Below are 23,474 nucleotides of genomic sequence, written 5' to 3' on the forward strand. Positions count from 1 at the left end.
ATTCTTCTCAAAAAAACTACATTTATAAATGGCAAATTCTAATTCGGCCGAAATTGTCGGCTACATACTTAAACATACCCAACTACCTGAAAAAGGCATTCAAAACACCATTGAGCTTTTAAATACCGATTGCACCATACCATTTATTTCGAGGTATCGAAAAGAAAAAACCGGTAATTTAGATGAAGTTCAGGTAGGCGCCATAGTACAATATAAAGAACAGTTTGAAGCACTTGAGAAACGAAAAAAAGCGATTATTAAAGCTGTTGAAGAACAAGGTGTTTTAACTTCTGAATTGAAACAAAAATTTAAAAACGCCGAAGATTTAACGCAATTAGAAGACCTCTACCTACCTTTTAAAAAGAGTAAAAAAACCAAAGCCGAAGTTGCCCGTAAAAACGGACTAGAACCTTTAGCGAAAATCATTATGGCACAACGTGATGATAATATTGATTACACAGCATCCAAATACCTTAATGCAACGATTGAAAATGAAGATGATGCCTTAGAAGGAGCACGCCATATTATTTCTGAGTGGATCAATGAACGCACAGATATAAGAAGTTCCATAAGATCTCAATTAGCACGATTTGCTATCATAACCACCAAAGTAATAGGCACTAAAAAGGATGATGAAAAGGCACAGAAATTCCGAGATTATTTTGATTGGAGCGAGCCTTTAAATAAATGTCCGTCGCACAGACTTCTAGCCATTTTACGTGCAGAGTCCGAAAAATTCATACGAGTAAAAATTGAATTGGATGACGAACGTTTATTAGACAGAATTGAAAATAGAATCATAAAAACGAACAATGCCTGTGCCAAACAAATAGAGTTGGCTCTTGCAGATGCGTATAAGAGATTGTTATTTCCGTCCTTATCAAACGAACTGCTCAAGGCTGCAAAAGAAAAGGCGGACGATGAGGCCATTGCAGTATTCTCCAATAATTTGAGACAGCTATTGTTAGGTGCCCCATTAGGAGAAAAACGTATACTTGCCATAGATCCTGGTTTTAGAACTGGCTGCAAGGTGGTTTGCTTAGACGAACAGGGTAATTTGGTACATAATGAAACAATTTATCCACATGCACCACAAAATGATGTTGCTGGTGCAATTAAGAAATTAAGTTCATTGGCAAATGCATATAAAATAGAAGCAATTGCTATTGGTAATGGTACAGCATCTAGAGAAACAGAGCAGGTTGTAAAGAAGGTCATTTTCTACAATCCTGTTGAAGTGTATGTAGTTAGTGAAGCAGGAGCCTCTATTTACTCCGCCTCTAAAATTGCCCGTGAAGAATTCCCAAATTATGATGTTACCGTTCGTGGTGCCGTATCTATCGGTAGACGTTTAGCTGATCCACTTGCAGAACTGGTTAAAATAGACCCTAAGTCTATTGGGGTAGGGCAATATCAACATGATGTTGACCAAACTAAATTAAAGAACTCATTAGACACCGTGGTTGAAAGTTGTGTGAACTCGGTCGGCGTAAATATCAATACCGCCAGTGTCCCATTATTGAGTTATGTATCTGGTATTGGTCCGAAATTGGCAGAGAATATCGTTGCCCAACGAAAAGAAAATGGGGCATTTAAAAGTCGTAAAGATATTATGGCCGTTCCTCGTTTAGGCGGTAAGGCATTTGAACAAGGTGCAGCTTTTTTACGTATCAAAAATGCTGAAAATCCGCTAGACGATTCTGCCGTACACCCAGAAAGTTATAGCATTGTTAAGCAGATGGCGAAAGATAAGGGAACAGAAATTTTATCCTTGATCGGAAACAAAACGCTTCTTAAAGAAATTGACCTTAAAAAATATTGCACCAATGACGTTGGGCTACCCACCTTAGAAGATATTCGTTCAGAGTTGGAAAAACCAGGGTTGGATCGTCGTGAAAAAGCTAAGGTGTTCACTTTTGACCAGACCATTAAATCCATCACCGACTTGCATAGCGGTCAATTGTTACCAGGTATTGTAAATAACATTACCAACTTCGGCTGTTTTGTAGATATAGGCATCAAAGAAAGTGGTTTAATACATGTATCAAACCTTTCGGATTCTTTTGTAAAAGATGTAAATGAGCATGTTCATTTACATCAGCAAATTATTGTAAAGGTCTTGGATGTTGATGTAGCCCGAAAAAGAATTCAATTGAAACTTCATAAATAGGTCGATGCTAAAAATCGCCTATCACCCTATATACAAACATCCATTACCAGAGGGGCATCGTTTCCCTATGGAAAAATATGAGCTATTACCACAGCAATTGATTCATGAAGGTACCTGTACAGAAGAAAATTTCTTTGAGCCAGAAATACCAAATGACAAACATATTGTAGCTGTTCACGACCCTGAGTATTTCTATGATTTGTTGAATATTATGATTTCGCCCAAAATGGCCCGAAAAATAGGCTTTCCCCTCTCAGAAGATTTAGTAGAGCGAGAACGTATTATTGCCGATGGAACGATAAAAGGATGTGATTTTGCCTTAGAATATGGAATAGCAATGAATATAGCCGGCGGAACCCACCATGCCTATAGCGACCACGGTGAAGCATTTTGCATGTTAAACGACCAAGCAATCGGCGCTAGATATTTATTAAACAAGGGTCTTGCTAAGAAGATTCTAATTGTCGATTTAGATGTGCATCAAGGAAACGGAACTGCAGAAATATTTCAGAATGATGATGCCGTATTTACATTCTCCATGCATGGAGAAGGAAATTATCCGTTTAAAAAAGAAAAGTCAGACCTAGATATTCCATTACCAAAAGGAGCCACTGATGAAACATATCTTTCTATACTTAAAGAGAAATTACCTAAGCTAATTGAAAGCGTTCAACCAGATTTCATCTTTTACCTCTGTGGTGTTGACATTCTTGAAAGTGATAAATTAGGTACTTTGGGTATGACTATAGAGGGTTGTAAAAAACGCGATGAATATGTACTAAAAACATGTCATAATTTTAAAATTCCAGTACAATGTAGTATGGGCGGCGGGTATTCTCCAGACATCAAAGTTATTGTTGAAGCACATGCCAATACCTTTAGAATAGCCCAAAATCTATATTTTTAAGCCTATTGAAAACGTTTAGGGCAAAACATTGTTCCAATTTGATTATATTCTAAACAACCAACACTTTAAATTTGCGCCATGAACAAATTAATGACCCTATTAGGTTTAACCTTGTGTATTTCTTTAAGTGCGCAAGACACTAGCAAAGATTCTACCGAAACAAGATGGAACATGTTCAAATATGATATTGCCACCATGTTTCAAGGTGTTGGGCATTCATATACAAGACCATTGCATTGGGAAGGCAATGAATGGGCTCAATTTGGTGCTGTGGTAGGAGGTACTGCATTGGTATATTTAGCTGATGATGATACTTCTAGGTTTATTAGAAACAATAGAGAGGGTGTTCCGGAGCTGATAAGAGATTATGGCGAGTTTTACGGTAGTCCTTCAAATAACTATATGGCAACTTCTGGAGTATATGCCGTAGGATTAATTACCAAAAACGAAAAATTAAGAAGAACCGGGGTTTTACTGATATCATCTGCCACCTCAGCAGGACTTTTACAACAAGTATTAAAATCGGTAGTGGGTAGAGCGAGACCGCTGGCTGAATTAGGCAAAGACACGTTTGATCCATTTAATTCAAGTAGAAATTTCCATTCATTTCCTTCAGGACATGCATTGCTTGCTTTTACTAATGCATATGCGATTGGAAAACAATTTAAAAATCCGTGGGTAAAAGCCGGTATCTATACTTTAGGTGCCATACCAGGTATTTCTCGTGTGTGGGATGGGCAACATTGGTTAAGTGATATGGTTTTCGCATTCGCTATTAGTATTGCAACCGTTGAGTCCATAGATAAATATCTAGATAAAAAGTATGATGAGAAATATAACAACCAAAAAAAGATGGTTAGTTGGAATCTAAATTTTGGACCGGGACAAATGGGTGTTACCGTAAATTTTTAAGCATCTAACATATACAGTGCAAATTTAATTTTCCAATACGGCATTTTTTCTTCAAAATACTCGAAGTAATCTTTTAAACCGGTAGCGTTGGTCAATTCGGATTTTGCCGCTTCTATTTTTGATATTTCATTGGCACTTACAAACTGATTTAAATCGAGCTCCTCCCCTTCGGCATGTTTTTTCATTAAATGCCCGTAAATCGTATTTTCAGATAGATTTCTTTGTGTCGCTATTTCAGAAACCGTTAAACCATCTTTAAATAAATCAAAAGTTTGATCATGAGTTTTTCGTTTCGATTTTTTTGTACCAATATGCTTTTTTATCTCCGCTAAAAATACATCTGCATATTTTTCTAATTTAGCCTGCCCTACCCCGGAAACATCCATGAACTCCGTTTCATTTTTAGGAAGTTTAGCTTCCATGTCCTTTAGACTGGCATCACCAAAAACCACATAAGCCGGTACATTCTGTTCAGTTGCGATTTGTTGTCTAAGCACCCTAAGCTTTTCAAACAAATCTGTCTTCCTAACCAGTGATTTGGCGGCAACCTTTTTCTTTTCAGTTTCCTTTTGCAATACCGCAAGTTGAACATTCTTTCCTGAAAACAACACTTCTTTAGCCTGAGGAGTTAGTCCAATCCTTGCTCCTTCCCTAAAGTTAATATACAACACTCCTTGATTCAACAACTGAATAACATATTGCTGTAAGTCTAACCAAGAGACATCTTTTACAACTCCAAAGGTTTTTATATGCTGATAACCTTTTTCTAAAACCTGTGCGTTTTGTGCTCCTCTTAAAACGTCTATGACCATACCCATTGGCTCACGCTCCTTTAACCGTGCAACGCCAGAACATATTTTCTGCGCAAGTAAGGTTGCATCAAAATAAGCTGGTGGTGTGGAACATATATCGCAGTTGCCACAACCTTCGGTTACTTGTTCCCCAAAATAATTCAACAATGCAATTCTACGACAACTTAATGCTTCGGCAAACTGCTGCATACGCTCTAATTTGGCATATTCTACATCTGCATTTTCACTTTGAGAAATAAACCTGCGCAACTGTGCCACATCGGCAAAACTGTAAAATAATAATGCGTGCGCTGGAAGTCCGTCACGACCACCACGACCAATTTCTTGGTAATAACCTTCTATATTTTTTGGTAGATTGTAGTGAATAACCCAACGTACATTACTTTTATCTATCCCCATACCAAAGGCAATAGTTGCAGCAATAATCGGCACTTTATCGGTAATGAATTCTTCCTGCACCAATGAGCGCTCTTCTGATGACATTCCTGCGTGATATGCTTTCGCCTTAAAGCCCGCATTTCGTAATTTCTCTGCGATGGACTCCGTACTTTTACGGCTTAGGCAGTAGATGATTCCGCTTTCAAAAGGTCTTTCATCCAGAAAATCTAAAATATGCTTTATACGGTCTTGGGCAGGTTTTACATCTAAGTACAGGTTGGGTCTATTAAAAGAAGCCAAGTGACGCTTTGCATTTGGTATACTTAATTGATCAACGATATCATCTTGAGTAGTTTTATCGGCCGTTGCCGTCAGTGCCATTACCGGAATATTGGGAAATCTTCTTTTTAATCCGCCAAGCTGAGTATATGCAGGTCTAAAATCATGCCCCCATGAAGAAATACAATGCGCCTCATCAACGGCAAACAAGCTAATTTTTAACCTATCTAAAATTCCGTTGAGAAATCCTAAACTTTCTGGAGCAACATAAAATAGTTTCAACTCCCCATGTTCCAATTTTCTTAAAATCTCTTGTTGTGTTTCTGCAGACTGGGAACTATTATAGTATTCTGCTGCAATGCCATTAGCTTTTAGAACATCTACTTGATCCTTCATTAAAGCAATTAGGGGAGAAATCACAATTGCAGTTCCTTCTAAAGCTAAAGCAGTCAGTTGATAACAAAGCGACTTACCACCACCAGTTGGCATTATTGCCAGTACATCCTTATGCTGAAGTGCATCTTCGATAATGGCCAATTGATTTGGCTTAAAAGAATCATAACCAAAGTGTTTTTTTAAAATGGGAAGTAAATCTTGTTCTGTTGTAATCATGTAATGCAAAAATAGTATTTGGAATTGTCTTTGCTAGCTGTTTTCACATTATTACGTCTTTGCCATATAAGAAGCAATCTGTCGAATTCGTGTACCAAATCAACAGATTACTTCATCGTTCCTCCTTTTGTAAACAGGTTAACCTATTTCCCCAACATCAACAATTCATTACATCTAACTTCTGTGATGTATCTCTTTTCTCCTTCTTTTGTTTCATAAGATCGGTGGGTCAATTTACCTTCTATGGCTACTTGTTTTCCTTTAATTAAATAATTTTCTACGATCTCGGCAGTTTTACCCCAAGCAACAATATTATGCCATTGTGTATCGTCTACTTTTTCTCCATTGGCGTTTTTGTAACTATCTGTTGTAGCAATAGAGAATTTTGCCAATTTGGTTCCTCCTTCTAGGTTTACGATTTCTGGATCCTGCCCTAAATTTCCAATCAACTGTACTTTGTTTTTTAATGCGTTCATCTTACTAATTTTTAATGGTTTAACAGTTCATACTATCAAGTTACCGTAACTCGACACTGCAAACCTATATCAGCTTTGAAACTATAGTCGGTTTGTAAACGTTTACTATCATTTGTTGTCGTTTGCATTCGTTTAAAAACTTTTTTAATACTGTATATCAATTGATTAACAAATAAAAAATAAGTCTTTTATTTACATCGATATAACCACCAATTCATATCTCGAGTCAATTCGTAGCCTAATTTCTCGTAAAGCGGTATTGCAGCATTGCCTTTGTTTGTGTGAAGAATTGGTGTCTTTTTCTCCTTTATAATTTCTTTTGTACAGTGCGCAATAAGCTGTTTGGCGAGTCCCCTTCTAGTATAATCGGGATGCGTAACTACAGCACTTACCTCAATAAATAAATTGGTTTGCATTCGTTGTCCCGTAATTGACACTAATTTGCCTTCTTTAAAAATTCCGTAATAATTACCCATTTCAAAAGTCTTTCTTCTGTAATAACCGGGCATTACCAACCAGACTAATTTATAAATTTCATCAATATATTCATCGCCCAACAAAACTATCTCTTCGGTTATAGCAACATCTGGCAGCTCATTTAAAACCATTTGGCAACCATCTATTTTCTTCTCTAAAAAAACGTTGGCATCATCAACTAAGGGTGTTTTATTTTCAGAAACGAAGAAGAAACTATCGGTAGTTTCTAGATAATCATTAGATGCTTTGGTTGTTTTTTCTTCATTAAAAAAAGCTCCAAATGTACATACCTCCTGTTCATAGAAAAGTACTCCGTCAAATTCAACGGCAAACTTTCTATGGGTTTCAGTAAGGGAATACCATACGGGATTTTTTAGTTGTTCTTCTAAGTTTGCCATTGTATACATATAAACAGGAAAATGTAAAGTTGCATAAAATAAATAATATCTAAAACCACAATTTCATCATATCATAAATAGAATCTTATAGAAAACTAAACGATTCTATTATCCTTATTTCTAGATAAGTGAACTTTTTTTCATATATTAAAAAAGAAAAATATACTCTTACATATCCCCCATCGATTTTGTAAACCTATGATCTGATTTCCCCATAACAATGTTATGGTCAAGTATAAACATAAGTTGCATTTGTGGCTTATAAAAATCAACTTATACACCGTTTGCAACTATGAACGTAATCGATTACAAATATCTTGAAACTTTTGTTTTTGCAGCAATATTCGGTGTTTTCGCAATTTATCACCTTTTACTTTTTCTGGTTCTTAGACTCAAAATATTACTTTACTACTGCATTATTTTGATTGGTGTAACGGCTCATTGGTCACTTTACTTATTATTGTTAGATGCCGACAATAGCTTTTCTCAACTGGTACAAAACACTTCGTTGACCACGGCAATGATCACTACATTCGGGTTTCTGATCTTTACCAAATTTTATCTCAACATCACACAGAACAACAGCCCTGGCTTACACAAAGCTTATACAATATTAATGTACGTTACTATTACACTACCCATTATACACATTCTTTATTCTATGCTTGTTGGGTTCAATTCTTTTAGTAAAATATTAGAATTAATAGCTGCAATTACTTCTTTGACCACTATGGTCTTAAATATCATTTCTGGAATTAAATTATTCCATGCAGAAAAATTCAACAAATATTATCTCTATTCCTACACTCCATATCTTTTAGCTTCTATTTTATATATTGTTACTTGGTTACTTAGTTATTTTTTCAATATCAAAACGGACTATATAATATTAATTACCTCTATTTTGGTAACCTTGCAAATAATTTTATTCTCTATCTTAATTGGCTTCAAGTTCAAATCAATCGTAGATGACAACAAAAGAATACAGCTTGATGCAAATAATAGGCTAGTATATGAAGTTGATCGCCAAACCAAACAACTACAACAGGCAAAAACCGAACTCGAATTTCAAAACAAAGAACTGGAGACGGTCAACAAACTAAAAAACAAAATATTCTCATTGCTTACACATGATGTAAGAGGACCATTAAACAATGTTAGCGTTTTAATCGGATTAATAGAAAATGAACTGGTTGACACTCCTTTAAAACAAATTACCGCAAAACTAAAAAGTGATGTTAACGACCGTGTATCTATGGTAAACACTTTGCTAGATTGGTCTTACAAACAGATAGACGGAGTTAAAGTCAGTAAAGAACAATGCAATTTAAATGAGGTATTCAATGCTATTATAAAGGAATTTGAGTGGGCAGCAAAAGACAAAAACATTTCTATAGAACAAGAGATTTTGTGCCAAACCATATTTATTGACCAAAACATGCTAAAGGTTATTTTACGAAACCTTTTATCAAATGCCATTAAATTCAGTGAAAATGGCAAAAAAATAATCCTGTCGTCTCAATGCACTTCCGATATAGTAGAACTTAAAGTCAAAGATTTTGGCTTAGGAATGAATACCGATTGGAAAAATAGTAGCGAAAGCAATCATGGTCCTACAATTAGAAAAGGTACCATTGGCGAAAAAGGAACTGGTTTCGGTTTAATGATCACCAAAGATTTCGTGGAAATGAACGATGGTATAATACACTGTAAAAGTGAAATTAATAAAGGAACCGAATTTATTTTACAATTTAAAAATACCGTGCAAGAACCACCCAAATTAAGTTCAAATGAATTGGATGATATGTTGTCTAATTAACTTCCACAAATTCTTTTTCTTGACCATTATCAAAAGTTGGAGAAGGCATCAGTGTTGCATGATTTACATCAAAAACATTTCCTGACTCTTTATATATTTTATAGGTTGATTCCTGAAATTCAGAAACCACTAAAATATCATAATAGTCCTTTCTCTCCTTAATGGTCATATCATCTTCAAAACCATCTATGTCTATTGACCCAACGTTATCACTTGAATTGATTGACTCTATTACAAATTGAATAGTGTTTTCTATCTCTTCCGTTTTATAATACGGCGAAATTTTATCATCAGCATTAAAATTTTCATTTGACACCTTACCATAGCTAATGACATTCTTCAACACATCTACTCCAAAATCAGAATAAAAAACTGAGTTCACTGGCAGATATTTTATCGGATTTCTAAAAGAAACTTGCACTGTTTCTCCATTGGTCATCACTTTTATTCTTGAAAAATTTTGAGCGCTTACATCCTCATCGATCATTCCCAACGCCATTTTTACAATGGCATCTTTTCCTAGCTCAACAATTTCTTTCACTTCTTTATTCATTGTAATGTCTTGAGAAAATGAATTTACATTCACCAATAACAAAAGAAAGACTACGTATAATTTCATAAGCTTATTTAACGTAATAAAACCTTTAAATATTACATTTAAAACCCGCAAGTATTCATTAATCTGCCATTACATCGAATAGCTACAATGTATCAGACGGTTTAAAACGTTCATTCAGCTCGTTGTTTAACTAAACGCAACAATTTCTTAACCTTTTATCGTAATAAATCAATCATCTTTACTGTGCCTATTATATGACCAATGAATTTCAACAAAATCACTTTAATACTAGTACTATTTATAGTTAGTCTTCAAACCGGTATTTCTCAAACAACAAATAATGACGAAGACCATGGTCACACCCACTACAAAAATTATTCAGATGTCATAGACCATAAATTAATCTTCCCATCCGAAGTTCCAGATAGAATTATAATCAACTTAACCACAGACCCTTCACATAGCTTTGCCGTTAATTGGCGAACCGAGCAATCTGTAGATTCGGCATATGTGGAAATAGCTTTAGAAACCCATGGACCAGAATTACGATTACCCGGTGTGGCAAAAAGCATATTGGCAAATACTGAGATCTTTGAAAATGAAAATATAAGGGATAATGAACCCTTAGTAAAAGCAGCCTATCACTCCGCCGTGGTCAATAACTTACAACCTGGCAAAACTTATGTATATCGTGTGGGTTATGGCGCACCGAATGCAAGTACGTGGAGCGAATGGTTTCAAATTAAGATGCCGAATGAAAATAAGGATGAATCGTTCAGTTTTATTTACTTCGGAGACGCGCAAAACGATGTAAAATCAATGTGGTCTAGGGTTATTCGTAAATCTTATAAAATGGTACCAAATGTTGATTTTATGTTACACGCAGGTGATTTGATCAACCACAGTGAATCTAATAGGGAGTGGGGCGAGTGGTTTTATGCCGGCGGATATATACATGCTACCGTACCAAGTGTTATGACACCAGGAAATCACGAATATAGCAATGGTCAACTTTCAAAACTATGGACACCACAATTCAACCTACCGGAAAATGGACCAGAGTTTGAAAACATGGAAACATATTACAGCATTGAATATCAAAATATGAAGTTGATCTCTTTTGATGCCGAACATTTTGACGAACACCCTAATACCCGAAAAGAAGCTACAGCATGGTTAGAAAGCGTACTTTCTAAAAACGAGAGCAAATGGACGACCATATTTCTACATCTACCTATCTTCTCTACTGCAAAAGGTAGAGATAACACAGAACTTCGTGAAGCTTTGAAGCCATTAATCGACAAATATAAAGTTGACTTGGTCTTACAGGGGCATGATCACACGTATGCCAGAGGTCATGAATCTAATGAAGAAAACGGTAAAACAGTAATTTCCGATGTTGGTACCATTTACACCGTATCGGTCAGCGGACCAAAAATGTACGAATCACAAGATCAAGAGTGGATGGTACGTAGAGGTGAGTTTACTCAATTATTTCAAGTAATTACCGTAAACGACAACAGTATAAAGTACCAAGCATTTACGCCTCTAGGCAGTTTGTACGATAGCTTCGAATTGCAAAAAGATAACAAAGGCAATAAAAAGCTCATAAATGGCGAAAACGAACTGTTTTTACGCTTAAAGAAAGATTTTTTAAAAGAATAAGTCTTCTTATATAAATATAAACTTAAACGCAGGGCATATTTAAACTAAGCCGATTTTTACTTCATTTCACAAAATTCAATTCACCAAAATTCCTCTATAGAAACAATTTTCATTACCTTAAAACTTCTAAAATTTTTTGGGGATGGAATTGAATTTGGTGAATGTAAAATCTAAGAAAAGATATGAAGTAATAATTGATGATTCTACAGCTTTCATTGATTATATCATAGCCAAAGAAAAAATTTACCTTACCCATACCGAAGTACCAAAATCCATGGCTGGTAAAGGAATAGGCTCTGCCCTTGTCCTAAAAGTTTTAGAAGATATAGAAAGACAGAACTTAATTTTAGTACCTCTTTGTCCTTTTGTAGCATCCTATATTAAAAGACATCCAGAGTGGAACAAATTAGTGCTTAAAGGCAGTAATTTCGAAGACTAAATTATGAAAACCAAACTATCATATAAAACAACAACAAATCAATAATACAGATCAATGGAATTAGCCATACATAATTGGATGCGTGCCGAATCGCTCGAGCATACTCTCAGCAGAATCAACAAATTAGATTACACGCACATAGAAATACAAGGTACCCCAGAGGATTACGACGTTAAAAAAGCCCAGTTGCTTTTTGATCTTTATGGAATTAAATGTTGGGGCTCTGTAACCCTTATGCTAGAGCAACGTAATTTACTTGCAAAAGACCCGGTACAACGAAAAATGTCGGTTCAATATGTAAAGGATGTTGCCAAAATGGTGTATGAATTGGGCGGAAAAGTAATTTCGTTGGTTCCTGCAACCGTAGGTAAAATTGTACCCGATGCAAGACCAGAGGAAGAATGGGAATGGGCTGTAGAAGGCATACAGGAAATCTATAAATATACCGAAGACCACGGGTTGCAAATTGGCATTGAACCTATCAACAGATTTGAGACCTATTTCATCAATAGAGGAGAACAGGCGTTGGCACTTGCTGAAGCCGTGGGTCCAAATTGCGGGGTTTGCCTAGATACTTTTCACATGAATCTAGAAGAAGCTAATATGTTCGACACCATTAAAAAAGTGGGCAAGCGTTTGGTTAATTTTCATGTTGCCGATAATAATAGAATGGCTCCGGGTATGGGTCATTTAAACTGGTCTAAAATCATTTCTACGCTTAAAGAAATCGAGTACGACAAAGTACTGTCGGTTGAATTTTGTTCCCCGTTAGATAGAACACCTGCCAACCGGTATCCAAATTCCATAGAAACAAACCCTGACGGACTCACTGCCGAACAGAAAAAATTCTTGGAAGACCACGGTAGTTCTGCCGTAACCGATGAATTTTATACCATGCTGACCAAAAAATCAATTGACACCCTTAAAGAACTTATTTAATGAAAATTACCAACATAGAAGCCTTTTGGTTACGCTGCCCTATCCCTAAAGAAAAACAACATTTCTCAGATTACGGTCTATTGACCAATTTTGACATGACCTTGGTCGTAGTAACTACAGATACCGGGTTACAGGGTTTTGGCGAGGCAAAAGCTGCAGTAGGTTCGTCTGGGTCTTGCGCATCAATTGTAAGTTGCATAGAAAATGAACTAAAACCACAGTTAATTGGTAAAGATGCCCGTAATATTTCTCGAATTTGGGAACATGTATACAATGGCACAAGAGATCATTATTCACTCTCTAGAGGACGTAAATTTCCGATTTTAGGAAGAAGGGGATTGACTATTTCTGCCATGAGCGGTATCGACACTGCTCTTTGGGACATTAAAGGAAAAGCATTGGGTGCACCCGTGGTAGAATTATTGGGTGGAAGCTGTCGCGATAAAATGCCGGCATATGCCAGTGGTGGCTGGGCAAAAGCCGATACCATTGGCGAACAGTTGTTGGGGTATACCGAAAAAGGATTTGGCGGAGTAAAAATGCGCGTTGGTATTATGGATCAAACCGTTGCCGAAAGTATTAAACGTGTAAAGGCAGCCCGTGAAGCCTTGCCCGATCACATAAAATTAATGACCGATGCCCACGGTACTTTCAGTGTGCCCGAAGCCAAGCAATTTACAAAAGGCGTTGAAGACTGTAACCTATATTGGTTTGAAGAACCTATCAGTCCAGATAATAAAATAGGCACCGCAGAAGTACGTGCCAATACCTTTATACCCATTGCCGCCGGTGAAAGTGAATACACCGCTTTTGACGTTCGCGATTTAATTGCAGAACGCGCCTTAGATGTATTGCAACCAGATTGTGCTATCATTGGTGGTATCACCGAAGCTATGCGCGTATCGCAATTGGCACATACCTATCAGTTAGAATTGGCTCCGCATTGTTGGGGTTCTGCATTTTCTTTTATGGCGGGACTTTCAGTGGCTTTTGCTTCTCCTCCTGCCAATGTAATAGAGTTTTCGTTAGGTGGCAACCCTATGATGTATGATTTGGTTGAGGAGCATATTACCGTAGATAACGAGGGAATGCTCACTGCACCTGATAAGCCGGGATTGGGCTTGACCCCTAATTGGGATTTTGTAAACGATTTTAAACAATAGATCATGGCAAAGGCAGTACATATTAATCACGTTGCATTGGTTGTAAGCAACCTAGAGGAAGCTTGTAAATTTTATGAAGAAGAATTGGGGTTAGAGGCTATTCCCGCATTTCTTTTTGACTACCCTACCGCATTTTTCAAATTCAACGAAGAACAGCAATTACATTTGACGGAATGGGAAGATGCCTATTCATTTAGAGGTCATATATGTGTGCAGGTAGATGATATCAATACACTATTTTTTAGAATGAAAGAACTTGGAGTAATTGATATAAAGCCATGGGGCAATGTGCGTCAATTACCGGACGGAGCCATACAAATGTTTGTGCGTGACCCATCGGGAAATTTAATTGAACTTTCTTCTGTTCCCGGGGATTATATCGACCCAAAAATATTTGAAGACGAATTATTTAAAGAAGGTATTTATGTCTCGGGAAGAAATGACTTCCGTGGATATAAATCTAAAGATGCTACCCTTTATCATAAATCCGATGAATAAAAAGAACATTCTTTTATTGGAAACCGTTGCCGAAGATGCCATGAGCATGTTGGAGGAAGCTTCGGATATGAATATTTTAACAGGGTTTGATGAAACCTCGGTAACCAGCCAGATTCAGAATTACTCGATAGATGCCATTATTACACGGGGAAAAGGTCAGGTACGTGATTCGTTTATGGCACAATTGCCTAATTTAAAAGTTATATCCCGTTGTGGTGTTGGTTTGGATAATATTGATGTATCAAGCGCTACGAAAAGAGGAATTAAAGTAGTGAACGCCCCAAATTCCAATGCCGATACCATTGCTGAACATACCATTGCTCTTTTATTGATGCTCCAACGTAATTTATACAATGCCGTAACCATGGTCAAAGAAAACAGATGGCAAGACCGAGGCTCGTATGTAGGCGATGAAACCCACGGCAAAACTTTGGGGATTGTCGGTATGGGAAATATTGGTAAAAAAGTAGCGAAAATTGCTTCAGCCTTAGGTATGAACGTTATTTACTGGAGTTCAAAAAAAGAAGATGTCCCCTATACTCTTGTCGATTTGGATACGCTTTTAAAAACATCGGATAGTATAAGTCTTCACTTACCCTTGACCTCTAAAACAGAAAAGCTAATTGATGCGGCTGCCTTTTCAAAAATGAAAACCAATGCGTTATTGATCAATACTGCCAGAGGGGGGATCATAGACCAAAAGGAGTTGCTCCAAGCCTTGCAAAATAAAAAAATAGCAGGTTTCGCAGCCGATGTTCTTATAGAAGAACCACCCGCAAAAAATGACCCATTACTGCAATTAAAAAACGTACTGATCACTGCACATTTAGGTAGTTTAACCAAAACCACATATACTAAAATGTGCACCATGACGGTTAAAAATACCTTGGCAATTTTACGTAATAAAGCACCTATGGAAAATTGTGTTTTCAATAAAAAAGAACTGGATAACAGCTAAAAGGACAGCCTCATGAAAAACAATGAACCCATAATCGTTACTCAGCTTTTTAACGCTTCCATGGAACAAGTATGGGAAGCATTGACAGATGTGGAACAAATGCAACAATGGTATTTTGAGGCAATTCCCGATTTTAAGCCGGAAGCATCTTTTCAGACCCGTTTTTTAATAACCAATGAAGGACGAAATTTCACCCACAATTGGCTTATTACGGAAGTGGAATTCCCCACAAAAATTAGTTATCGGTGGACGTTCGACGAATACCCGGGCGAGAGTATCTCTACCTTTGAACTTTCTAAAAAAGCACATCAGACACTGCTTACGGTTACCAGTAAAATCATAAAAGATTTCCCGACAGACATCCCCGAATTCAAAAGAGAAAGTGGTGTTTCTGGCTGGGAGTATTTAATTAAAGAAAGCTTAGTCAAATTCTTAGCGACCAGATAGTTTTAACATCGTACATCCGTCATTAAATTAGTACCTTAGTACAAGGAACAAACTAACTTGAACATGAAAAAAGTACTACTCATTAGTGCATACTTGTTATGCACCACGTTTATGTTTTCCCAAACTACGGAAGACATTGTCAAAGCCATTGAAAAAGAAGGCATTGAAAACTCCCAATTAGAGCAATTGGCATACGAATTAATGGACCTGAACGGACCACGATTGGTGGGCACACCAGAAATGAAAAGTGCCCATGACTGGGCGGTCAACACCTACAAAAAATGGGGAATTACTGCCGAGAACCAACAATGGGGAACGTGGAAAGGATGGCAAAGAGGAATTACCCATGTAGATATGGTTTCGCCTCGTGTAGCATCATTGCACGCTACTCAATTGGCATGGAACCCCGGTACTAGCTCAAAAGGGGTTACAGCCTCATTAATTACACTACCAAGTTTTACAGATTCATTGTCATTTGTAAAATGGCTTCCTAATGTAAAAGGAAAAATAGTAATGGTGAGTATGTTGCAACCTACGGGAAGACCAGATGAAAACTGGGAAGAATATGCAACAAAAGCCTCCTTCGAAAAAATGAAAACCGAACGCGATTCCTTAGAGAAAATTTGGAGGCAAAATATTCGAAACACAGGGTACACCAGTAGAAACATCAATGCCGCATTTGAAAAAGCGGGTGCAGTAGGTATTGCTCAATCGCGATGGTCTGAAGGTTTTGGTGCCAATAAAATTTTCAGTGCCGGTACCGAAAAAATTCCCGCAGTAGATATTTCTTTGGAGGACTACGGAATGTTGTACAGAATGGTAGAACACGGTGAGGACACCAAAATAAAAATTGTAGCGGAATCAAAAGACCTAGGTGTTGTGCCAACTTTTAATACCATAGCCACCATACCGGGAACCGAGTTCCCCGATGAATATGTAATACTTTCTGCCCATTTCGATTCTTGGGATGGCGGCACAGGAGCAACCGATAATGGTACAGGTACCATTACCATGCTAGAAGCCGCACGTATTCTGAAAAAAGTATATCCAAACCCAAAAAGAACCATTTTAGTTGGGCATTGGGGAAGCGAAGAACAAGGCTTAAACGGTTCTAGCTCTTTTGTTGAAGATCATCCAGAAATTGTGGACGGAGTTCAAGCCCTTTTTAACCAAGATAACGGTACGGGTCGCGTTGTGCGTTTGTCGGGACAAGGGTTTCTTCATGCATACGATTATTTAGGTCGATGGTTAGAAGCTGTACCTGAAACCTATAAAAATGAAATAGAGACTACATTCCCCGGTTCACCTGGTAGAGGTGGGTCTGACTATGCCTCATTCGTAGCTGCCGGTGCACCTGCATTTTCGCTAAGTTCTCTTAGTTGGGATTATTGGAATTATACATGGCATACCAATTTAGATACGTATGACAAAATTGTTTTCGATGATGTACGAAACAATGCCATACTAACTGCAATTCTTACTTACATGGCTTGTGAAGACCCAGAAAAAACATCTCGTGAAAAAGCGGTTTTGGGCATCAATCCTAGGTCTGGTAAAAAAGGAGAATGGCCAACACCTAGAAAGCCACAACGAAAAGGTGGTCAAGACTAAATAAATCTACATTTGATTTTCAAGTTCAAGGCTATCCGCTGCTTGTAATGCTTTTTTAATAGCAGTACTCCACAGTGCATAGGCTTGCTTATTTAAATGCAAACCGTCAGAAAGGTATAATTCTGGTATCGGTCTATTATCGGTAGTTATCATTTGTGCAAACACGTTTATGTACTGCGCATTAAGTTCTGAAATAAAATACTTGGACAACATTAAATTGGTCTCCATGATCAACGGAATTAAAGCTTCACGCTCTACACTTGGTTTAAGGCTAATCAATGCCAATTCTACCTCTGGATACTTATTTTTGATCAACTCTACCAATTCCATACATCCTGAAAGTACTTCTTGAGGTGTTTTACCATCATTAAGATCGTTTTCACCTGCATAAAGCACAATTTTAGACGGATTCGCTTCGGTAAAGATCTCATCGAAGTAATGAATACACCATGCAAAAGTTGACCCTCCAAAACCTAGGTTCACCACATTGAACGGACTAAGATCACGTTTCATATTTACCCACAATCGCACTGAAGAACTACCGTAAAAGGCAATTAGATTTTCTTGCGTAGGCAATTTGGAAACCCGTCTTTTAAGTCGTTTTATCTCATTGCACCAAATAGCAGGTGGATCCTCAAGATTATCGGTTCCTGAGGAGGAGACATTCAATTGTTCTGCCCTCTCAATGGCTTGCTTTACGTAGCCCGAATACTGTTTTTGATATTGCTCCATAAACGCGAACAAATCCGTATTACTTTTAGAAGGCACCTTATCGCTCAATAAAAAAGGTTCTTTAATAACGCAGTAATACAAATTTTTGCCAATTCTTTGATCAAAATTGACCATAACTATCGGTACTATATAAGGTTCTGGCTCGGTATGCAAGGCTAATTTAAATGCTCCCATTTTAAAAGGTCCGGGAGACTCTTCTGTTCTATATGATGTGCCTTCAGGACTTATGATCAAATTATAGTTCTGTTTCAGGTGTTTAGTAGCCTCACTATAAAATATGCTACGGGCTTGTTCTTTCTTATTGCTTGTAGTTTGTTCAGACTCCTTTGTATATACATTTATATAACCTAGGTTGTTGTAATAATTTTGGTGTCCGTATTCTTGCCCCTGCCCTATTCTCACCGTTCTAATACCTGGCTCATCATATTTCTTATAGAGCACCATAGCACTTAAAAAATGGGAATCTAGGGTAATTTGAAAATTATTGTTTAAAGTATAATGTGGGTCATTTATAAGATGGTTATAAATAAAAACATTCCCGGTATTCTCCGGTAGATTTTCCCAACCTTCAATAATGTACGGTACGTTTTTAAAGACCTTTGTTGTCAGTTCTGCACAAACCTTTCTGTTCTGTTCTACATCTTCACTGTTCTTTTCTGCAACATTTTCATAAATCTGCTGTAGTCCGCTCACAAATTCGTGCTCCTTTTGATCCTCACCCAACAATTCTAAACTTAATGAGGCTATATGCCTTTCTAATGCCGTACCGTTTTTCAATAATCTTAAAAGAGCATCATAAGCAAGTTGCTTGGTCGTCATACTTTTTAAAAGATGCGGTACTTGGTGCAATGGCGAGGACAATAATAAGCGTGACTTATTATTTTTGATCAATTGATAAACCGCCTGTAAGCTATGTTTACCCAACAACCCAACATATCTAACAAAAGCTGCATTGAGTTGATTACCCATAAGCCAGAGTAACCGTTGATAAAATTGACCTTCGAAAGCATCATCTTTCTGGAACAATTTCATTAGATCGCACTCGGGTATAAAATAGGCAGATGTTTTTGTATTGGTAATTGCAGAACAAATATCTTTCTCCTTCAGTAAACAAGACCATCCGAAAACAAATCCTGAATTTTTAATAGAGCGTTGTTTAATTTCAATGGTGTTTTCAATTCTTTTAATGGTCACTTCCCCATGAATAAGAATGAACAATCCGTTACTGGAACCATCTTGCACATACAACACCTCATCGGGTTCATACTCGCGCCGCTCTGCCAAAGCAGCCAATGCCATCAAACTTTTCTCTTCAAAATAATCTAAAAACGGGGAACGCCGCATCAATGAAACGATTTCTTCTTGCTCCGATACGGGAGAGATAAAGAATTGACGATCCTCTACGAAAGGTTGAAACCTTACCGGACTCAGCAACTCCGTTTGTTTTAATAATGCGGTACGTAATACATGATATAATTTGGCACCAATATTTTTTAATAATACGTTCTGATGCCCTTTTTTCAAGTATGCATCAAGCTCTTTGAACGGAATTTCAAAAAAGGTCGCTTTTGTAGAAGCTACCGTGGCTTTATAGGTAAAACGTTTAGGTGTATTAAAGCCATTTAAGCCTATAGTTGAAAATGGTTCTGAATTTTGGCAGACCAAAATATCGCTCTCTGGGCTATCCAATGAAATATAGTAATTAATACTCCCTTCTATAAGCCACCTAAAGGTGTTTACTTTCTTATGAATGTAACTAATAGCATATCCCTTTTGGTATGTTTTTATTACTCCGTCAGGAAAATATTCCTTTAGTTTTTCAGTATGTATTTCTTGTCTTAAAAGTCTAGTTTGGTGTGTCATGCGCCTTCTAACTTAACTAGATTAAATCGAAAAAAGAAACCCGGCATACATTAAAACCAATTTGTCATTTTAAGAAATTGATATTGGTTAAAACCATAAAATTTACACCCTTAAAATTAGAATTACCAAATTTAATTTGCCGGCTATCTTTTTACAAAGGCTTTTGTTATCTTCCCTATTCAACAACAAATTAGACCACACCATGAAAACCATCAGACTTCTGCTCGTGCTTATTATTATGGCACCGGTAGCCATGCAATCTCAACGTAGAAAAAACAAAATAGCCGAACCCGCCATCACAATAAAAGACTCGCTTTTCACAGGGTTAAAATGGCGAAATATTGGTCCGTTCAGAGGTGGAAGAAGTGTAGCTTCAACCGGTGTGGTTGGGCAACCCATGGTATACTATATGGGAACCGTTGGTGGCGGAATATGGAAAACTACGGATGACGGAATTACTTGGAAGAATATTTCTGACGGATTTTTAAAAACCGCGACAGTTGGTGCCATTTCTGTATCGGAAAGCAACCCTAATATTGTAATTGCAGGTATGGGCGAACATGCTGCCCGTGGTGTAATGACCTCAATGGGAGACGGTGTATACAAATCTACCGATGCTGGAAAAACCTGGAAGCATATGGGTCTTGACAAAACCAGGCATATTTCTGATATCATCATAGACCCAACCAACCCAAATATTATTTTTGTTTCGGCACAAGGGGCGCAATACGGTGCATCTTCTGAAAGAGGTATCTATAAATCTGTAGATGGTGGCGAATCATGGAAAAACGTACTTTTTGTAGATACTAATACCGGAGCATCTGGTCTTACGATGGATATGACCAACCCCACCATTTTATATGCAGCTATGTGGCAACACAGGCGTTTTCCATGGACGATGGAATCTGGCGGTAAAAACTCGGGCATCTACAAATCTACCGACAGTGGTGAAACATGGCAGCAATTAACCGAGGGCTTACCCAAAGAAATGGGTAAAATAGGTATTTCTGTATCTAGAGCCAACCCAGAACGTGTTTTCGCAGTAATCGAGGCGGAAGGAGAAAAAGGCGGTGTATACCGTTCTGACGATGCCGGTAAAAAATGGACGCTTATCAACAAAGACAGAATAAACATTGCCCGCTCTTGGTATTACATGGAAATTTTTGCTGACACTCAAAATGAAGATATTGTGTATGTGCTTAATGCCCCGGTAACCAAATCTATAGATGGCGGTAGAACATTTACACCGTTACCTACGCCACATGGTGACAACCACGATTTATGGATTGATCCATTAAACAACCAACGCATGGTGAATTCTAACGATGGTGGTTCTAATGTTTCGAATAATGGAGGTAAAAGCTGGAGTACGCAAGAGAATCAAAATACGGCACAGTTCTACAGGGTAATTACAGATAATTTGGTGCCTTATAATGTCTATGGCGGTCAGCAAGATAATTCTACCGTTGCAATTGCCTCTAGAACAAATGACCGTGGTATAGACTGGAAAGATTGGTATGCCGTTGCCGGTGGTGAAAGTGCTTTTTTAGCTTTTGACCCAGATAATCCAAAATTAATTTATGGCGGTACCTACCAAGGTAATATTGATAAATGGGATGCGGACACCAAAGAATCTAAACCCATAAAGGAATACCCAGAACTGGGTTTAAGTATATCTCCCGAAAATGCAAAGTATCGCTATAATTGGAATGCCCCCATTATTTCATCGCCACACGATAGAAAAACCATTTACCATGGTGGTAACGTTGTGTTTAAATCTACGGATGAAGGTCAAAGCTGGTCGGTTATTAGTCCGGATTTGACCCGAAACGAAAAAGATAAGCACGGACTTGGTGGCAGACCGTTTACCAATGAAGCCGCAGGTGGGGAAATCTACAACACACTTACCTATTTAACCGAGTCTCCACATGAAGAAGGCGTAATTTGGTCAGGTAGTGACGATGGGCTGGTACATATATCCAAAGATGGTGGTGAAAATTGGACCAATGTTACTCCCCTAGGCGCTAAAGACGGTATCATTAATAGCATTGAAGTATCTCCGCATGATCCTGCCACTGCCTATATAGTATTAATGCGCTACAAATCGATGGATTTTGATAACTACATTTACAAGACTACGGACTACGGAGCAACATGGACTAAAATTACTAACGGTATAACGGGCGACAATACCTTTACCCGAGTGGTTCGTGAAGATAAAAAAGTGAAAGGACTACTTTATGCAGGCACGGAAACAGGCTTGTTTATTTCTTTGGATGATGGTATGCATTGGCAACCTTTACAACTAAACTTACCCTTGACACCTATTAACGACCTTATCATTCAAGATAATGATTTGGTAGCGGCAACTGCCGGTCGTGCATTCTGGATTTTAGATGATTTAGCAGCATTGCAAAATGCGACCACACCAAAACAAGCATTAAATGTTTTTAAACCAAAAGACACGTATTTATTTATAGGAGGATATAGCGAAAAGCCCGTATCCGGACTAGGCAGTAATCCGAAGAGCGGAGTTACTTTTGATTATTACCTAAGTGAAGCGCAAGACAGCACAGAGTTAAAATTAGAAGTACTAAAGGACGGTGAGGTAATTAGAACCATAACCAACCAAAAAGACAAAAAATTCAGTTCTTGGCCAGGCGGACCATCAAAACCAGCACTTTTAGCTTCAAAAAAAGGATACAACCGTTTTACCTGGGATTTTAAAAGAGACCCATTGCCTGCGGTAGATAAGGTTTTTGTACTTGGGGGATTAGATGGTTCTACTGTTGGGCCTGGTGATTATAAGCTAAGGTTAACTTTAGGCGATCAAACGGCAGAAACCATGGTAACCATTTTACCGCTGCCAAAGGTTAAGGCTAATATGGCAGACTATGAAGAGCAACAAAATATGTTAAAAACCATAGAGTCTACCGTAGTTGAAATACATAATGCGGTAAATGATATGCAATCGGCAAAATCACAATTAAAACAGTATAGCCAATTACTTGAAGATAACTTAAAAGCTGAAGCGCTATTGAAACAGGGCGATTCATTGATCAAACGTATTACCGCTTGGGAAGAGAATCTTATTCAACCCAATCAAAAAACCTTTCAAGATGTTATTAATTTTGAAAATAAACTAAATGCTCAATTATTGAATTTGAGAGGATATATAGATGTAACGGAACCCAAGGTTACGGCAGGCGCCAAAGAAAGATTACGAGATCTATTGGCTACTTGGAACACTTTTAAAACAGAGCATAATACCATTATCAATACTGAAATGAAAGCATATAATACTATGTTTCAAAGTCTGAACATTCCTGCAATTATATTACCGCAAAAACAAAACTAAAA

Annotated in this window: 18 protein-coding genes; 13 read left to right on the forward strand and 5 right to left on the reverse strand. The window is 37.5% G+C overall.

Going from position 1 to position 23,474, the window contains the following annotated elements:
* Positions 1 to 28 precede the first annotated feature (28 nt).
* The 3 genes from DCS95_RS15995 to DCS95_RS16005 all read left to right on the forward strand — a co-directional run bounded on the left by DCS95_RS15995 (position 29) and on the right by DCS95_RS16005 (position 3,989).
* On the forward strand, positions 29 to 2,170 hold the full coding sequence (locus tag DCS95_RS15995) for a Tex family protein (protein WP_116771800.1): 2,142 nt from the start codon (positions 29 to 31) through the stop codon (positions 2,168 to 2,170).
* Between the two features lie 4 nt (positions 2,171 to 2,174).
* On the forward strand, positions 2,175 to 3,077 hold the full coding sequence (locus DCS95_RS16000) for a histone deacetylase family protein (protein WP_116771801.1): 903 nt from the start codon (positions 2,175 to 2,177) through the stop codon (positions 3,075 to 3,077).
* Positions 3,078 to 3,155: 78 nt separating this feature from the next.
* On the forward strand, positions 3,156 to 3,989 hold the full coding sequence (locus DCS95_RS16005; RefSeq protein WP_116771802.1) for a phosphatase PAP2 family protein: 834 nt from the start codon (positions 3,156 to 3,158) through the stop codon (positions 3,987 to 3,989).
* Here DCS95_RS16005 and recQ read toward each other — a convergent pair.
* The 3 genes from recQ to DCS95_RS16020 form a co-directional block, all read right to left on the reverse strand.
* Complete coding sequence (gene recQ / locus DCS95_RS16010; protein ID WP_116771803.1) at positions 3,986 to 6,070, reverse strand: DNA helicase RecQ; 2,085 nt, start codon at positions 6,068 to 6,070, stop codon at positions 3,986 to 3,988. The genes DCS95_RS16005 and recQ overlap by 4 nt on opposite strands.
* A gap of 143 nt (positions 6,071 to 6,213) precedes the next feature.
* The gene (locus DCS95_RS16015; RefSeq protein ID WP_116771804.1) at positions 6,214 to 6,546 is read right to left on the reverse strand and encodes a single-stranded DNA-binding protein; all 333 of its coding nucleotides are present in this window, start codon (positions 6,544 to 6,546) and stop codon (positions 6,214 to 6,216) included.
* Positions 6,547 to 6,734: 188 nt separating this feature from the next.
* Entirely contained in the window at positions 6,735 to 7,421 is a 687-nt protein-coding gene (locus DCS95_RS16020; RefSeq protein ID WP_116771805.1) for a GNAT family N-acetyltransferase, read from the reverse strand.
* Between the two features lie 292 nt (positions 7,422 to 7,713).
* On the opposite strand from DCS95_RS16020, the gene DCS95_RS16025 reads away from it, so the two are divergent.
* Positions 7,714 to 9,240 (forward strand): sensor histidine kinase, encoded by a 1,527-nt coding sequence (locus tag DCS95_RS16025; protein ID WP_116771806.1) that lies wholly within the window; start codon positions 7,714 to 7,716, stop codon positions 9,238 to 9,240.
* On the opposite strand, the gene DCS95_RS16030 is transcribed toward DCS95_RS16025, so the two are convergent.
* A complete protein-coding gene (locus DCS95_RS16030) occupies positions 9,233 to 9,859 on the reverse strand; it encodes a hypothetical protein (RefSeq protein ID WP_116771807.1) in 627 nt (208 codons plus the stop codon). The genes DCS95_RS16025 and DCS95_RS16030 overlap by 8 nt on opposite strands.
* Positions 9,860 to 10,060: 201 nt before the next feature.
* On the opposite strand from DCS95_RS16030, the gene DCS95_RS16035 reads away from it, so the two are divergent.
* From DCS95_RS16035 to DCS95_RS16070, 8 genes are all read left to right on the forward strand, one after another.
* Complete coding sequence (locus DCS95_RS16035) at positions 10,061 to 11,464, forward strand: purple acid phosphatase family protein (RefSeq protein ID WP_116771808.1); 1,404 nt, start codon at positions 10,061 to 10,063, stop codon at positions 11,462 to 11,464.
* 142 nt (positions 11,465 to 11,606) lie between these two features.
* Entirely contained in the window at positions 11,607 to 11,903 is a 297-nt protein-coding gene (locus tag DCS95_RS16040) for a GNAT family N-acetyltransferase (RefSeq protein ID WP_116771809.1), read from the forward strand.
* 54 nt (positions 11,904 to 11,957) lie between these two features.
* Positions 11,958 to 12,842, forward strand: coding sequence for a sugar phosphate isomerase/epimerase family protein (locus tag DCS95_RS16045; protein WP_116771810.1), 885 nt, complete (start codon positions 11,958 to 11,960; stop codon positions 12,840 to 12,842).
* Complete coding sequence (locus tag DCS95_RS16050; RefSeq protein WP_116771811.1) at positions 12,842 to 14,005, forward strand: mandelate racemase/muconate lactonizing enzyme family protein; 1,164 nt, start codon at positions 12,842 to 12,844, stop codon at positions 14,003 to 14,005. The genes DCS95_RS16045 and DCS95_RS16050 overlap by 1 nt, the downstream gene beginning before the upstream one ends.
* Before the next feature lie 3 nt (positions 14,006 to 14,008).
* Positions 14,009 to 14,503, forward strand: coding sequence for a VOC family protein (locus DCS95_RS16055; protein ID WP_116771812.1), 495 nt, complete (start codon positions 14,009 to 14,011; stop codon positions 14,501 to 14,503).
* Complete coding sequence (locus DCS95_RS16060) at positions 14,496 to 15,461, forward strand: 2-hydroxyacid dehydrogenase (RefSeq protein ID WP_116771813.1); 966 nt, start codon at positions 14,496 to 14,498, stop codon at positions 15,459 to 15,461. Before DCS95_RS16055 ends, DCS95_RS16060 begins: the two co-directional genes overlap by 8 nt.
* 12 nt (positions 15,462 to 15,473) lie before the next feature.
* Positions 15,474 to 15,908, forward strand: coding sequence for an SRPBCC family protein (locus DCS95_RS16065; protein ID WP_116771814.1), 435 nt, complete (start codon positions 15,474 to 15,476; stop codon positions 15,906 to 15,908).
* 63 nt (positions 15,909 to 15,971) lie between these two features.
* Complete coding sequence (locus DCS95_RS16070; protein ID WP_116771815.1) at positions 15,972 to 17,519, forward strand: M20/M25/M40 family metallo-hydrolase; 1,548 nt, start codon at positions 15,972 to 15,974, stop codon at positions 17,517 to 17,519.
* Between the two features lie 6 nt (positions 17,520 to 17,525).
* Here DCS95_RS16070 and DCS95_RS16075 read toward each other — a convergent pair whose 3' ends face one another.
* A complete protein-coding gene (locus tag DCS95_RS16075; protein WP_116771816.1) occupies positions 17,526 to 20,114 on the reverse strand; it encodes a cyclic nucleotide-binding domain-containing protein in 2,589 nt (862 codons plus the stop codon).
* 202 nt (positions 20,115 to 20,316) lie between these two features.
* On the opposite strand from DCS95_RS16075, the gene DCS95_RS16080 reads away from it, so the two are divergent.
* Complete coding sequence (locus DCS95_RS16080) at positions 20,317 to 23,472, forward strand: WD40/YVTN/BNR-like repeat-containing protein (RefSeq protein ID WP_116771817.1); 3,156 nt, start codon at positions 20,317 to 20,319, stop codon at positions 23,470 to 23,472.
* Positions 23,473 to 23,474 lie beyond the last annotated feature (2 nt).

Source organism: Maribacter litoralis (assembly GCF_003075045.1).
GTDB classification, from domain to species: Bacteria; Bacteroidota; Bacteroidia; order Flavobacteriales; family Flavobacteriaceae; genus Maribacter; species Maribacter litoralis.